Annotated in this window: 12 protein-coding genes; 7 read left to right on the top strand and 5 right to left on the bottom strand. The window is 39.9% G+C overall.

Annotation, left to right across the window (positions count from 1 at the left end):
• Nucleotides 1–54 precede the first annotated feature (54 nt).
• Nucleotides 55–1689 (top strand): methyl-accepting chemotaxis protein, encoded by a 1635-nt coding sequence (locus ACFI4Z_RS02830; protein ID WP_462669229.1) that lies wholly within the window; start codon nt 55–57, stop codon nt 1687–1689.
• Nucleotides 1690–1851: 162 nt separating this feature from the next.
• Here ACFI4Z_RS02830 and ACFI4Z_RS02825 read toward each other — a convergent pair whose 3' ends face one another.
• Nucleotides 1852–2403 carry an HdeD family acid-resistance protein gene (locus ACFI4Z_RS02825; protein WP_462669228.1) on the bottom strand — a complete coding sequence of 184 codons (552 nt, stop codon included), beginning with the start codon at nt 2401–2403 and terminating at the stop codon, nt 1852–1854.
• A 346-nt stretch (nt 2404–2749) separates the two neighbouring features.
• Between ACFI4Z_RS02825 and ACFI4Z_RS02820 the strand changes: the two genes are divergently transcribed.
• From ACFI4Z_RS02820 to yegD, 6 genes are all read left to right on the top strand, one after another.
• Entirely contained in the window at nt 2750–4438 is a 1689-nt protein-coding gene (locus tag ACFI4Z_RS02820; RefSeq protein WP_462669227.1) for a mechanosensitive ion channel family protein, read from the top strand.
• 358 nt (nt 4439–4796) lie between these two features.
• Entirely contained in the window at nt 4797–7076 is a 2280-nt protein-coding gene (locus ACFI4Z_RS02815; RefSeq protein WP_462669226.1) for a TonB-dependent receptor, read from the top strand.
• 110 nt (nt 7077–7186) lie between these two features.
• The gene (locus tag ACFI4Z_RS02810) at nt 7187–7486 is read left to right on the top strand and encodes a hypothetical protein (RefSeq protein ID WP_462669225.1); all 300 of its coding nucleotides are present in this window, start codon (nt 7187–7189) and stop codon (nt 7484–7486) included.
• A gap of 58 nt (nt 7487–7544) precedes the next feature.
• Entirely contained in the window at nt 7545–8201 is a 657-nt protein-coding gene (locus tag ACFI4Z_RS02805) for an HAD family hydrolase (RefSeq protein WP_462669224.1), read from the top strand.
• Nucleotides 8202–8231: 30 nt separating this feature from the next.
• Complete coding sequence (locus ACFI4Z_RS02800; protein ID WP_462669223.1) at nt 8232–9098, top strand: DNA ligase; 867 nt, start codon at nt 8232–8234, stop codon at nt 9096–9098.
• Between the two features lie 64 nt (nt 9099–9162).
• Nucleotides 9163–10530: a molecular chaperone gene (gene yegD / locus ACFI4Z_RS02795; protein WP_462669222.1), complete on the top strand. Its 1368-nt coding sequence runs from the start codon at nt 9163–9165 to the stop codon at nt 10528–10530.
• Between the two features lie 11 nt (nt 10531–10541).
• Here yegD and ACFI4Z_RS02790 read toward each other — a convergent pair whose 3' ends face one another.
• From ACFI4Z_RS02790 to ACFI4Z_RS02775, 4 genes are all read right to left on the bottom strand, one after another.
• Nucleotides 10542–11006 (bottom strand): methylglyoxal synthase, encoded by a 465-nt coding sequence (locus tag ACFI4Z_RS02790; RefSeq protein ID WP_394192120.1) that lies wholly within the window; start codon nt 11004–11006, stop codon nt 10542–10544.
• Nucleotides 11007–11023: 17 nt separating this feature from the next.
• Nucleotides 11024–11659, bottom strand: coding sequence for a LysE family translocator (locus ACFI4Z_RS02785; RefSeq protein WP_462669221.1), 636 nt, complete (start codon nt 11657–11659; stop codon nt 11024–11026).
• A gap of 96 nt (nt 11660–11755) precedes the next feature.
• Nucleotides 11756–13585 carry a S8 family serine peptidase gene (locus tag ACFI4Z_RS02780; RefSeq protein ID WP_462669220.1) on the bottom strand — a complete coding sequence of 610 codons (1830 nt, stop codon included), beginning with the start codon at nt 13583–13585 and terminating at the stop codon, nt 11756–11758.
• A 215-nt stretch (nt 13586–13800) separates the two neighbouring features.
• A complete protein-coding gene (locus ACFI4Z_RS02775; protein WP_462669219.1) occupies nt 13801–14982 on the bottom strand; it encodes a multidrug effflux MFS transporter in 1182 nt (393 codons plus the stop codon).
• Nucleotides 14983–15085 lie beyond the last annotated feature (103 nt).

The following is a 15085-nucleotide window of genomic DNA, read 5'->3' as shown; positions in this document are numbered from 1 at the left end:
ACAATTCAAGTATTAATGAGAGTTCGCTCTATGTTGTCATTACTTGGAAAAACCATGAAATTGTTAACCAACTGTTTGAATAACTTAAAAGTATCAGCAAAATTACGTCTGATAATTGTATTTGCAAGTATTATCATCTTTATCTTACAAATACACAGTGCATATGACCTTAAAGATCGTATGCTTTTAGAGCGAAAAGCCAGCGCAAAACTATTGATTAGTAATTTACAAAGCCAGATTGCTGCACTACAAAATACATATGGCAATTCGCCTAAAAAACTAGAGAGTGAAATTAAACGCATTGTAGAGAGTGCCCGCTATGGTGAAAACGGGTATTTTTTTGTATTTGATCTCAATGGAGACATGGTACTTCACCCCATTAAACCTCAACTTAACTCCCTATCAATGACGCAACATGAAGAGCCATTTATTGCGACTGCGTTTACAGAATTTGTTAATACAGCTAAAGCGTATAACCATGGGTTTGTCTATTACCAATGGCCTAAACCTAGTTCAACAGATCTCGAACAAAAGTCTTCATTTGTACAGCGCTTAAACTATGGGCAATGGGTGGTTGGCACTGGGATATATTTAGATGATATAGAGTCAGAATTTACAGAAATGCTTATAGTTAGCGTAATAAGCACATTGGGTTATGTTTTACTATTGATCATTTTGGCTTCTTTGGTGGCGCGTAATATTACTAAACCTCTGGCAAAGCTAACATTATCCATGAATGACATAGCAGCGACAAAAGATTTAACTATTGTTTTAAAAAGCCATGGTAAAGATGAGCTATCCAGTATGGCGCGTGCTTTTAATGCGATGAATCACGACTTCAAAGGGGTCTTAAATATTATTAGTAATAACACCAGCACGCTCGCATCTCAAGCTGAAGAGTTGGCTTGTGTAACAAGTCAGATACAAGTAGGAATTATCGAACAAAAGCAGCAAACAATGCAGGTTGCAAACAATATTGAAGAGCTTAGCTCACAAGCTCTCTCTGTTACTAACCAGACAGAGCAAAGCTTAAACACCACACAAAAAGTTGAAATGCTCAGCAAGCAAGGTTTAGAGCATGTTGCAGATAACCTCAGTTCAATTACTCAAGTTGCGCACAATGTAGAGCAAGCGCAATCTGTAGTACTAGAATTACAGGCCGCATCAGAACATATTGGTGATATTTTAAATGTGATTAAGCAAGTCGCGGAACAAACCAATCTACTTGCGTTAAATGCGGCAATAGAAGCGGCTAGGGCTGGTGAACAAGGGCGGGGTTTTGCTGTGGTTGCTGATGAAGTACGCACACTGGCTAAACGCACTCAAGACTCAACAGGAAGTATTGAAGCTATGATTGAGCAATTACAGACCCGTGTACAGGTTACTGTTGAACAAATGCTACAAGCACAAAATGCAACGCAGGAAGGTCTAAAAATAAGCCAAAAGTGTACACATACTTTGCAAAGTATCGATGAGGCCGTGCTTGTGCTATTTACTATTAATGAAGAAATAGCACAAGCGACCAGCGAACAGCAAGCCGCTGTAACAAACATCAGTCACAATGTGTCTGAGATCGCAGCCATTGCTGAACAAACACAGTTGGGGGCTAAGCATACTCATCAATCAAGTGAGCAACTGAGTGAAATGTCTCAGCAGTTAAATGGATTAGTTGCTGAATTTAAGTTATAAATAATTGGCTTGGGTATATACCTTAACTACTTCAATCGTTGAGCTTTTCACAGGCGCTTACTCTCATGCTTATTACTTCCTTTAATAGGTGTTAATACAGCTGAAGTTTAAGCCCCTGTGACATACACAATTGAGCACCTTTAGGTGTGTGGATATATAGGATCAATTAACGTGTATTGCTAGCTTTTTTAATTTGAGCGAAAAGCCTATTATCAAAGTACCAAAAACAACAGCATACGTTGCAACTAGCCAAAGCAAAGTATGAATACCTGCGCTGGGGTTAAAAATCAAGTACAAACCAAAAACAACCGAAATGACACCAGTGATAATTAAAAACCACTCCCCAGTCATCTCAGCTCTAAGCTTAATGGCAATGAGTATTTCAACTGCGCCTATTGCAATTGCCCACGCTGCAACATAATAAAGCAACAATACGGCTGTGATATTTGGAGCAAATAAAGTAACTAACCCTGCAATGAAAGATAAAACCCCTGCGATTAATAACCAGCGCCAATATGGATTATGCTGTTTTGAACTCCATGCAACCCACGTTCTTAGTAGGCCATCAAATAAAAAGTAGCCAGCAAAAAATAGCAACAAAATATTAAGTGATGCTTCAGGAGCAAACCAAGTAATAACACCCAGAATAGTCGCAATAAGGCCCCGAATAAAAAGTGTTGACCAGTTTTTTGAAAGTGTATTTGTTAAATTCATTATATACCTCAAAGGTAGGTGGGCGATGTATTCCTTATATTTGAAAAGCTACGTTAGCGTGTACCATCATTTTGGTCAATTAACTTGCGTAAATAAGGATAGTCAATTTGATTAAAACAATGATGAACTTTTAAATAATCGTATTGCCTCTTATAGTTAACCTGAACTTTGGATAATAAATCTATCTCCAGCGGCTACTTTCAACGCTACCTGCGTTGAATTTACTTGCAATAGGCCAGTTATTGATAGGTAAATTCGCCTTGTTAGCGTTAAAAGCCTCAGGCTGGAGACGGATAAATACATTTATTATTTAAAGGCTACTTTTTAAAATACCAAGGATAAATCAATGGCTGAGAACGTGAGATGTGGTTGCTTAAATTGGGTAATGATGATCGTGCTTGCTAGTTTAAGCATTGGTGTTTTTGCAGAGCCTGCAATTACCGTAAAATCAATTATGGATAATGAGGACAAAGAGAAGACGCAAACAACGTCCCCCCCTCAGCCTAAAGACCTATCCGCAACTCATAAAATAAGCACTGAACAAGCCATGGAATCAAGCTCGTTATTCTATGATGAGTTTCATCGATTAACACCACGCTCTGCAATGCAAGCTTACTTTAAAGCAGCACGGGTACGAAACTTTGAATTAGCGGCTAAATATTTAGATGTACGTAATTTGCCCCTAAACGTGCAAAGTATTTCACCTGCACTTTTAGCTGAAGACTTATTATTGGTTTTAGACCGAACTGTATGGGTTGATATAGACACATTAAGCCAAAGCCCAGAAGGAAAACAAAATGAAGGTGTACCCGATTACCGAGATTTGGTCGCACAAATCCCGACTTCAATTGGCCCTATCCAAATTCTTTTACAACGTGTTCCAGGAAATAATGGGAGTCCTCGCATTTGGAAAATCTCAAATGCGACAGTAAGTAAAATCCCATTTTTGATTGAAGAGTTTGGATACAACGCTGTGGGAGAGTGGTTATATAGACACTTGCCTCAAGCTGAATTATTAGGAGTGATGTTGTGGCAGTGGGTATATTTTACAGCAACTTTTTTAGGATTCGTGTTTTTTGCAGTGCTTATAACACGCATTTTTGCTGCAATTATACACCGATTAAGAGTTAATACATCTGCGGATATACTCGCCTTTATCAAAGGACCCATTTGCTTATTAATGGCTGTTATTTTGGCACGTACATTTAATGATAAAGCTAATGTAACACTCGCAGTTGTTGCTATCTCCCAGGGGGCAACCGTTTTAATAATTGCATGGGTTTGGGTGTTTATACGTGTTGTTGACATACTAAAACATCGTTTAGCTGATCGATTTATAATGCAGGACAAGCCTCAGGCAGTCTATTTGTTGCGCCCAATGAGTAATGTTTTCAAAGTTATCATCATGATTATGGCGATTTTAATCTGGTTTGAAAATCTAGGCTTTAATGCAACCACATTGATTGCAGGTCTAGGGATTGGTGGTTTGGCTATTGCGCTGGCCGCACAAAAAACAGTTGAAAACATTATTGGTGCAATTACGCTTTATATTTCAGCCCCAGTAAAAATTGGTAGTTTGTGCAAGTTTGATAATCATATTGGCACTATTGAAGAAATTGGTTTGAGGGCAACGCGGATCCGAACACTCGAACGCTCAGTTGTTTATGTCGCAAACGCTAAATTTGTCGATATGCAACTGGAAAATATTTCTGAGCGAGAGCGTATTTCTTATCGACCAAAATTAATGCTGAGTGCCAAAACGCAGAAGGACGATCTGCATGCCTTCATAACAGCATTCAAACAGTTATTGACTGAACATGAAGAGATATGTAGTGATCCCTGTCGAGTTAAATTTAAGGGATTTACGCCATGGGCATTACAAGTCGATGTATTGAGTTATGTAAATACTACCGATTTTAATAAGTATCTAGACGTCATAGAAGAACTAAACCTAGCCATTATTTGTTTACTTAATAAACATAATTGCGAACTTGCGAGTCCAGAGTTGGTAAACACAAGTGGTGACCTAAAATAAACACTGAAATAATAACCATTACCAACCCGGTGCTTTTGCTACAATTTTTGCAATTATTTAATACAGGACATATGTCCGCTAAAGTGTGAAATATTTGCATAAATGAGTCTAAAAGTCGCCATGTTGTTGCTAAAAGTTGTAAAAAACTTGTTTTTTTATACGTATTAATGCAGTAAAAGTGTCATGAAGTGCTATAATATCGTCCGTTCGATCAGCCTCTTTACTTCGTTTTGCACTCTCGACTAAGAGGTCCGCGCAGATTATTCAAGGCGCGAAAAATTGATTGAGCCCGCCGAGTGAATTTGGCGCAACACCTTAACCGTTGAACAAGAGTGCATTAAAAAGGCTAAACCCCAACATGAAAGCAATGAAAAGATCTACGTTAGCAACCCTTATTAATGCAACGTTGTTCTCTGCAGTAGCAGGTACTTCATTTTCAAGCGCAGCAGAAGACGCCCCCGCTGCAGAAAAAAACAACCAATTAGAAGTTATTCAAATTACCGCACGTAAACGTGTAGAGAATGCGCAAGAAGTTCCAGTTGCAGCATCTGCATTACAGGGTGATGGGTTAGAAGCAGCAAGCTCTGCTGGTATGGATATTCGCTTTTTAAATGCGAAGATCCCAAGTTTAACCGTTGAATCTTCGTTTGGTCGTTCATTCCCACGCTTTTATGTTCGTGGTCTTGGTAACTCAGATTTCGATTTGAACTCATCACAACCAGTCTCTTTAGTGGTAGATGAAATTGTTCAAGAGAGTCCTATTTTAAAAGGTTTCCCTGTATTTGATACGGGGCGAGTTGAAGTTCTTCGTGGACCTCAAGGAACGCTGTTTGGTCGTAATACACCGGCTGGCTTAGTTAAAATTGACTCTGCACGCCCAACACAAGATTTTGAAGGCTATGCTGCTTTATCTTATGGCTCGTTTAATTCAATTGATTTTGAAGGTGCTGTAAGTGGTGGGTTAACTGATAACTTATCTGCCCGTGTTTCTTTATTACGCCAAGAACGTGATGATTATATTGATAACCGTTTAGCTGGTAATGAAATTGATGATGCAACGGGTGGTTATCAAGAAACAGCCGCACGTGTGCAATTCTTATATGAAAAAGATGATTTAAGTGCGTTATTCAATTATCACACGCGTGATTTAAATGGTAAGCCAATTGTATTCCATGCAAACGCGATTGAAACGGGTACGAACAAACCTCGTGCTGGCTTTAACCCCGAAGTTATTTATCAAGATTCAGTACAGTTTGCGACGCAAAATGTTGAATCACAAGGTGCAAGCTTAAAAGTTGAATATGATTTTAATGCTCATACATTAACCTCAATCACCGGCTGGGAAAGTGCTGACATATACTCTCGTGCGGATGTAGATGGTGGCTTTGGCTGTGGTAACACGTTTGTTCCTGGATGCCCAACACCTGAAATGGGACCTGGTTTCATATTCTTAGCATCAGAAACGGCAGATGCATTACCTGAACATAACCAATACACACAAGAGTTACGTTTATCGAGTGACTTTGCAGGTGACTTTAACTATCAAGTTGGTGCTTTTTATTATAATGAAGAGCAAGTTATCGAAACATATGGTTATGATGGTTTAGGTGCCAATTTCTTAACGGGTTACGTACGTCAAGATCAAGAAACGACTGCATGGGCAGTATTTGCCTCAAGTGAATATCAGTTATCTGATAAGCTAGAGATCACTGCTGGTTTACGTTATTCAGATGATAAGCGTGACTTTACTGCATCACGTTATGCATCACCTGAGTCAACTACCGCTAACCTAACTAAGTCTGTTGCACCAGAAGATAGCCATGTATCATGGGATTTAGCAGCTGCTTATAAATACTCAGATGACATAAATTTATTTGTTCGTGCTGCGAATGGTTTCCGTGCACCAAGTGTTCAAGGTCGTATTCTGTTTAGCGATGATGTAACGGTTGCTGACTCTGAAACAATTAACTCTATTGAAGCAGGTATCAAGTCAGATGTACTTGATGGTAGTGGTCGTATTAATGCGACTGTTTTTTACTATCAAATGGATGATCAGCAGTTAACAGCTGTTGGTGGTGATGCCGGTAATACTGCACGCTTATTAAATGCTGACAAAACAGTGGGTTATGGTTTTGAGGTTGATACTCAATGGGTATTATCTGATAACTTCGATGCAACATTCAACTTTAGTTACAATAATACTGAGTTGCAGGATGACGCATTATTTTCGCAAGGTTGTTTTGCATGTACTATAACAGATCCTTCGACTGATCAAGGTTTTAGCCTTGATGGTAACAGCTTACCTCACGCACCAGAGTGGATTGCTAACTTTACTTTACGTTACACACAAGAGCTAGGTGACGGTGAGTTTTATGCTTACACTGATTGGTCTTACCGTAGTGAAATTGACTTTTTCTTATATGAATCTGTTGAATTTACTGGTGAAGCCCTACTTGAAGGTGGCGTGCGCACTGGCTATAAATGGTTCTCGGGCGATTATGAGTATGAAGTGGCAGCCTTTGCTCGTAACATAACTGATGAGCAAGTATTCATTGGTGGTGTTGATTTTAGTAATAACTCAGCAATCGTAAACGAACCGCGCTTTATTGGCGCAGAGTTTAAAGTTAACTTCTTTTAATGTTAATTAATTACAATAAAACCCGCTTTTAAAGCGGGTTTTTTCATTTCTATTGCTAGTTTATACTGCTAAAGTAGCCCTCATTAACTGATAAAGAAAAGAGACAAATAATGGCTGGATTTTGGAACTACCGTGTAATTTTTTGTGAAGCGACCAAAGATGAAGCAGCGCAATATCAAATTCATGAAGTTGAATATAACCTAAATGGTAAAGTAACAAACTGGTCTGAAACCGGTGCGGCACCATTTGGTAATACTGTTGAAGAATTGCAAGCAGACAGTGATCGCCTTAAAACAGCTTTTGAAAAGCCGGTATTAAAAGTGGTTCGTAAAGAACGTGGTTATGAACTTGTTGACGTTGAAACCGGTGAAGAGGCCTTTGCCGAGCCACCTGCAGGCTTAACGCAATAATGTAAAATGAAAAGGTGCCATGTGCGCCTTTTTTTAGCGCTTTAAATAAGGAGTGACGATGACTTTACAGGCAATACTATTTGATATGGACGGCACCTTGGTTGACTCTGAAAGTGTGCACTTTAATTGCTGGAATGACATTTTAGCCGAGTATGGTATTCGTTATGAAGAAGAGGAGTTTTGTCAGCGTTTTTCAGGTAAAGCGACTGTAGAAGCTGCTAAAGAAGTCGTTGCTCTTCATAACTTGGCGATTACACCGCAAGCACTTGCGCAAAGAAAGTATGATTACTTTAGTGAATTTGTCACAACTCACTTGCCACCACTCATGCCATTTGCAAAAGAAACCTTACTCGCCGTGAAACAAAGTGGCCTAAAGATGGCGTTAGTGACAGGCAGTGCAAGAGATGAAGCCTTACCTATCCTTAAAGGGTATGGCTTTTATGAATTATTTGACTGTGTAGTAACAAAAGATGATGTGCTTAAGCCAAAGCCTGCTGGCGATCCGTATTTATTAGCACTGCAAACACTCGCTATTAACCCTATAAATGCCGTCGCGGTTGAAGATACCAATACCGGTGTAACAGCTGCTTTTAATGCAGAACTTACTGTGATAGCAGTACCTAATAAACATACACTAAATCACGATCTAAGCAAAGCAACGGCACAGCTTGCTAATTTGCAGGAGTTTTGGCAATGGGTACAAAATAAACTATAGTTTGAGTATCTATTTTGTAAGGATACGACAATGAACAAAGGACTCTATACTTTATTGTATATTTGGCTAATTTCACTAATCTTACCTTGTTTAGCTCAAAGTACAGATAAGGCAGGCACCACACCTCACGTACAACTTGCAAAAGTGTATGATAAAAGCAACAGTGTTGATGTGTCTGAATACTTAGTGAGTGAAAAGTTTGATGGCGTGAGAGCTATTTGGACTGGTGCTGAGTTTATCACACGAAATGGCAACTCCATTAATCCTCCTCGCTGGTTTAGCAGTGTTTTGCCTAAAGTGTGGCTCGATGGAGAGCTTTGGACAAAACATAATGACTTTGCGGCTTTAAGTGGCATTGTGCGCACAGCTAAGCCGGTAGACAGTGATTGGCAGAAGGTAACTTTTCGTATATTTGATATGCCCGATCAAAAAAATCCATTTAGTATTCGCTATAAGAATTATCAACAGCTGGTTCAAGTCATTAATAAACCACATATCATTGGGGTAGAACAACACCAGTTTTTATCGAACCAAGCGCTCACCGCTTTTTTTGAACGTATAACAAAACGCGGTGGTGAAGGGGTTATACTGCATCTTGCAAGTGCCAAGCATCAAAATGGCCGCTCATCAGCACTGCTAAAACTTAAACCTTACTTTGATGATGAAGCTATTATACTTGGCTATTTACCCGGTAAAGGTAAGTACTCAGGGTTGCTTGGTGCAATCCGAGTTAAAAATGAAGCTGGCATTGAGTTTACTATTGGCACTGGGTTTAGTGACCTCCAAAGACAAAGCCCACCGGCTATTGGTACAAAGATAACGTACCGTTATCATGGCTATACAAAAAATGGATTGCCTCGTTTTGCCAGCTTTTTACGTGAGCGCCCGCAGGAATAACGTTTTAAAGCTGTGTTAAATGTGCTAAATTGCGCGGCCTTTTTGTCGTCAGTGTGGTGAAGTAATGGTAGTTGGTTTTGATTATGGTAGTTCTAACTGTGCAATGGGTGTGATGGGTGAAAACAACCTCGTTGAACTTGTGCCATTAGAGCAAGGTAAACATTACTTACCATCGACACTTTACACTCACCATAGCGCATTGGTCGTTGATTTTGTTGCTAAAAACCTAACTGGCACCCCCTTCGAACACGATTATAAAAGCCAACGCCAAGCCCTGTTAAATACCTTGCCGCGTATAAAGTCAGATCTTGATTTAGCCGTTAATGAGCAAAGTTTATTTATTGGTCGTGAAGCTATTAACGAGTATGTGCAATTTCCTGAAGAAGGTTACTTTGTTAAATCACCGAAATCATTTTTTGGTGCAACTGGCTTAAAGCAAGGACAAATCAATTTTTTTGAAGATATTGCAACAGCAATGATTTTAAAAATAAAACAACGAGCAGAGTTGTCACTTAAGCAGTCATTAACACACACTGTGATAGGCCGCCCAGTTAATTTTCAGGCTGTAGGCGGTGAAGAGTCAAATCAGCAAGCCATTGGTATCTTGGAGCGTGCTGCAAAACGTGCAGGCTTTAAAGACGTTGCATTTTTATATGAGCCTTTAGCCGCAGGGATTGATTACGAAAGTAATTTAACGCAAAACCAAAAAGTACTCGTAGTTGATATTGGGGGGGGGACGAGTGATTGCTCATTTGTGCAAATGGGCCCTGATTTTCGCGGGAACAGCGAGCGCGATAATGACTTTTTAGCCCACAGCGGTAAACGTATTGGTGGAAACGACCTTGATATTGCGCTGAGCTATCACGGTTTAATGCCATTGTTAGGGCTTGGGAGTTCGTTTAAATCGGGCTTACCATTACCCAATCAACCTTTTTGGCAGGCTTGCAAAATTAACGATGTAAATTTACAAAGCCAATTTTACGCACAAGCACATACTCGTGAGCTTATTACTTCGCTTCGTGATGTAAATGAACCTGCTCTTTTCCAGCGCTTAATTAATTTACAGCAAAATAAACAGGGGCATCAGTTAGTGCAACAAGGCGAAGCCGCTAAAATAGCTTTATCGTCTGAGCCAAGCTTTAACTGCAATTTAGACTTTCTAGCGACGGGTTTATCTAAAACATTGAATGTAAGTGACCTAGCTTTAGCCGTAGACGACTCTATAAATCAAATAGTAACACTAGCTAAAGAGGCGATTAAAGAGGCTGGCGTTATACCAGACGTAATTTATTTAACCGGGGGTAGTGCACAGTCACCGTTAATAAAAGCGGCACTCAAACAACACTTAGGTGATATTAACTTAGTGAATGGCGACCACTTTGGTAGTGTTACCGCCGGTCTAACCAAATGGGCAAATATGCTTTATAAGTAGTAGGTACTTACTTATAAATCTACTTGCCGAGTTGCGAGGTATTTTTCGTAATCCGGTAAGGTACGCTCAAGCTCGCTATTCATTAACGTTGAGCTTAATAGCATATCCGCACTGACTTCATTACAAGCAACGGGAATATTCCATACCGCAGCCAGTCTTAGTAACGCTTTAACATCTGGGTCATGTGGCTGTGATGCAAGTGGATCCCAAAAGAATATAAGCATATGCACTTCGTGCTCAGCAATCTTTGCTCCGAGTTGTTGATCGCCACCCATAGGACCACTCAATAGTTTTACAACGTTTAATCCTGTGGTGCGTTCGATTAAATGTCCTGTGGTGCCTGTGCCATACAATGTATGTTGACTAAGGCTATCGTGGTGTTTTTTACACCAAGCTTGAAGGGCCGCTTTTTTACCATCATGGGCAACCAAAGCGATATTTTTATGTGCCGGAAGTGACTGTAATTTTTGTTCCATATTGACTCTTATTGTTACTACATCAGTAGATTGATTGCCAGTGCTATAAATACTACGCCAGTTATACGATCAATCCAAATTTGGCTCTGAGGGTGCGCTCTAAAATAGTCGGCTATTTTATCACCAAAGTAAATATACGTGCAGTCGATAGGAAAAGCAAAAAGAGGGTAGAGCAAACCAAAAAATGCCAGCTGAAATGTGGTTGAACTCGATAACGTCGGATCAACAAATTGCGGTATAAAAGCAATAAAGAACAGCGCCACTTTAGGGTTAAGCACTTCTGTCATCATAGCTTGAAACATGACGTTGGATTTCTTCTTGGTAGTAATATGAGGCTTATCATCACTATTGCATTGTGGCTGCGTAAATGTACTTTTAAGCATGCTGGCACCTAAATAGCAAAGATAGGCAGCGCCTGCATACTGCACCGTCGCATAAGCTGTCTCAGAAGCTTTTAAGATAGCCGTTAAACCAATTACAGCAAATAAAGTGTGTACTACGCCGCCAAGGGCAAAACCAAACGCACTTTGTAAACCCGCCGCGCGACCATTAGCAAATGTTTGTGCCATAAGAAATGCATTAGAAGGGCCTGGAGCAACAGCAATTAAAAAGCTTGCTGCTAGAAAAGACAATAAAAATTCAACGTTTATCATTGTGGAATCGATTGATTTTAATGGGCATCATATTAACAAAATTTCTAAAAAAGAAAAGCGAGCCTTGGCTCGCTTTATGTGCTTGGATTAACCGTATTAGAAATTAACCGTTGTGTTGCTAGAGCATACGCTAGTGCTTTGCGCTTCACAGACTTGATAAGTGTAGCTGCCGCCGCCTTTGCTTGAAATAACATCTGTGTAACTATTTGTGTTGGCAACAGTCGACACTTTTACACCATTTCTGTATACATCAACTTGGCTTGTGGCTGCACCACTCCAGCTAAGGTCAACGTATTTAGTACCTTTAGATTTATACCCTGAAGCTGATAAGCTAATGTCATCATTATCAGGAGGTGTTACACCCCCTCCGTCACCACCCGCACAGCCATTTGCAGTTAAATAAGCATCGGCATCAGCGGCTTTAACAATACCGTGACCAAAGTATACATCGTGACCAGTCGCGCCTTGATCTTCAGCTGTTGCTTTAAGTGCATCACGAATTTCAGTCCCTGTACATTCAGGATGCAAAGACCAAACGAGCGCAGCAATACCTGAAACAGCAGGAGTGGCCATTGATGTACCGCTCATAAATCCATAATCACTCGCACCAATTGTAATGTTAATACTGGCACTGTTAAGTAGAGCATTGCGATCCTCTAATGCAGCACCTACAGCCGGGATCGATGTGTTATTGGTGTCACCCAGCGTGGCATATAACATGCCTGCTTCGTTGTTAATAATAACCGCGCCAGTACCACCTGAGTTTTCACAGTTTGCTACTTTGTCGTAAAAAGAGATATTACCACGGTCAATTAAACATACTTTACCGGCTGCGCCAGTATCAATGCTTTCGCCAGTACCCATGAAATGGGCAGCAGCAGTGACTTGACCTGAGTTTTCCATTGCCGATGAATCAAATGCAACATTATCAGCAGATAAGTTAGCTGCAGTTGCCATCCCTGAAGGGTAGGTTGATAACGTATCTACACCACCTGCAGTGACTTCTACACAGATTGTTTCGTCATTTGTAGCACGTTTCCCTCGGCCAGATGAACAGCTAGGAAACTGAGAGAAGTCAGCAATTTGATTATTGGCGTCATTTGCGCCAATCATCATTACCGAAGGGTATCCAGCTGGGTAGGAGCGTACATTGTTACCGTCATTGCCTGCAGCCGCAACAACTAATCCGCCTGCATTTGTGAAAGCGTCGAATGCATTTGATTCTGTGCTATTTGAACCGCCACCGCCTAAACTCATACTGATGATGTTTGCGCCAGCTTGCGAGCATAAGTTTGCTGCTTGAGCTAAATCAGACGAGTACCCCCATCCTTCAGCATTAAATACTTTGATTATATGCATAGCAACACCAGGTGCCATACCCACAACACCCAAATTGTTATCAGCAGCACCAATTGTACCGGCTACATGAGTACCTCCATTATCAAACCAATTACCAGTACCTGTATCATTATCCCCAGTGATATTACCCCAAATAAAATCAGGGTTTGAGCTATCTAGACCAGAGTCAATAACACATACTTTCATACCTGCATTCGCGTCAAATGTCAGTTGGTCAGCTTGTGATTGATAAACAGCATAAGGTGTTAGCTGTTGTTGCATTGCATTTCCAGCATCGTCGCTGTAAAACGCTGTTGGGAATCGTTTTTGATCTTCTTCGATTAATTTAATATGAGGGTTATTGAGTAATCCTTTAACGCTGGCTAAGTCATGGCCAGAAAATTGCGCTGCGATGAAACCATTGCCATCAACTTTAATATCTCCCCCCAGTTTTTTTGCGAGTGCTTTTACCACTCCTTTTTTATTATTATCAACTTGAATGATATATCGCTCGTTTGCTGCAGATGCATTACCTGCAGCAAAAAGACCACTGATGATTGCGGCTAAGGCTAGTTTATTATTTTTCATATATTGTATCCCAAACGTGTATAATGGTTAATGTAGTGTTAATACTATTTAACCTTAAGTTAATATTAGCGTGGGTACCTGGGTTATTGTGCACAAAAAAGAAATAAAAAAGTCTGTTTTTTTATTTTTTATAATTAATAATCATATCGAGATGTTTAAATGGATAAATAAAACTTAATGATTCTTATTTACAATTTGGATGTTAAAAGTAAGTCTTATGATGAGCGCTGTATAAGCTGTCTAAAAAGAAGATAGTAAAAAGGAATGAGTAATAAAAAATGAACACTAATCAATTGCGGAGTCGATAAATTAAGGTGTTGCGTCAAAAATACCAGTAAACTTGCGCCACTCATTTGCATAAGCCCAATTAAAGCAGACGCAGTTCCCGCTTGCTTTGGAAATATACTGAGTGCTCCTCCGGCTGCTGACCCCAGCGTTAAAGCAAAGCCAAATGCAGCAATAAACATAGGCGCCATTAGTCCTAAAGGCGTTTTTAAATTACTTAACAGTATCATTAAACAGCCAGAACCAATGAGTATCAATAAACCACACTTTAACGCTTTAGTTGCATTTTTCTTTATGAATACAGGCATGGTAAAGCTTGCTAAAATACTCAGTACGGCATTTATTGTGAACCAGAAAGTAAAATCACTAACGCTTCCGCCAAGCTCTGTGATAAGCCAGCCTGGTGCAAGTGTTACAAATACCAAAATTGCAGACATGGCTACCATGCAAATTAGACTATTAAAAAGAAAAATAGGGGTTGTTATTATTGGAATAAAACGTCTCAAGTCGAGAATATGACCATTGTAAACACTATCAGCAGGGCGGGTTTCTTTAAATAGTAGCAAGGTAACAATAAGACCCAGAAGCGCAAAGCCAGCTAAAAATAGAAAATTCATACGCCAGCCAAATTGAATTGTAAGCCAAGCTCCTAAAATAGGGGCTAGTGCAGGAATAAAACACACGATACCATTTAAATAGGTGATCATTTGGCCGCTTCGCTCACTGCCAAACCTATCTCTTACAATTGCAAAGGCTACAACAAAAGTTGCACACGCTCCAAATCCTTGTATGGCACGTGCCACTAACATGGTATTGAAGTTTGGAGCAAAGTAAGCGCCTAAAGAAGCTAAGCCATAAAGGCATACCCCCACGAGTGCAACAGGTTTACGGCCAAATTTATCTGCCAGCGGACCTGCTATTAACTGCCCAAGCCCTACAGTTAGCATGAAAATAGCCACCGTTTGCTGAACTTGTTTTTCACCTACTTGAAACTGCTGTGCAATTATAGGAAATGCAGGTAGATAAATATCAATTGCTAGAGGGCAAAAAATCACAAGAAGCGCGAGGATCAATAGCAAGTTAATAGTATGTTTGGACTGGGGTGGGTACATTCGAACTCCTTTAAAACAACATTTTAAGTTCCTTGTAAGTAAATTGAAAGCACTCAATTTTATTAAAAGAAGAAAACATCTAAATTCATCATAGTGTTAACAG

This window comes from Pseudoalteromonas sp. RWi3 (genome assembly GCF_054960735.1).
Note: the sequence above shows the minus strand (reverse complement) of the source record. Positions and strands in the feature narration are given on the sequence as shown.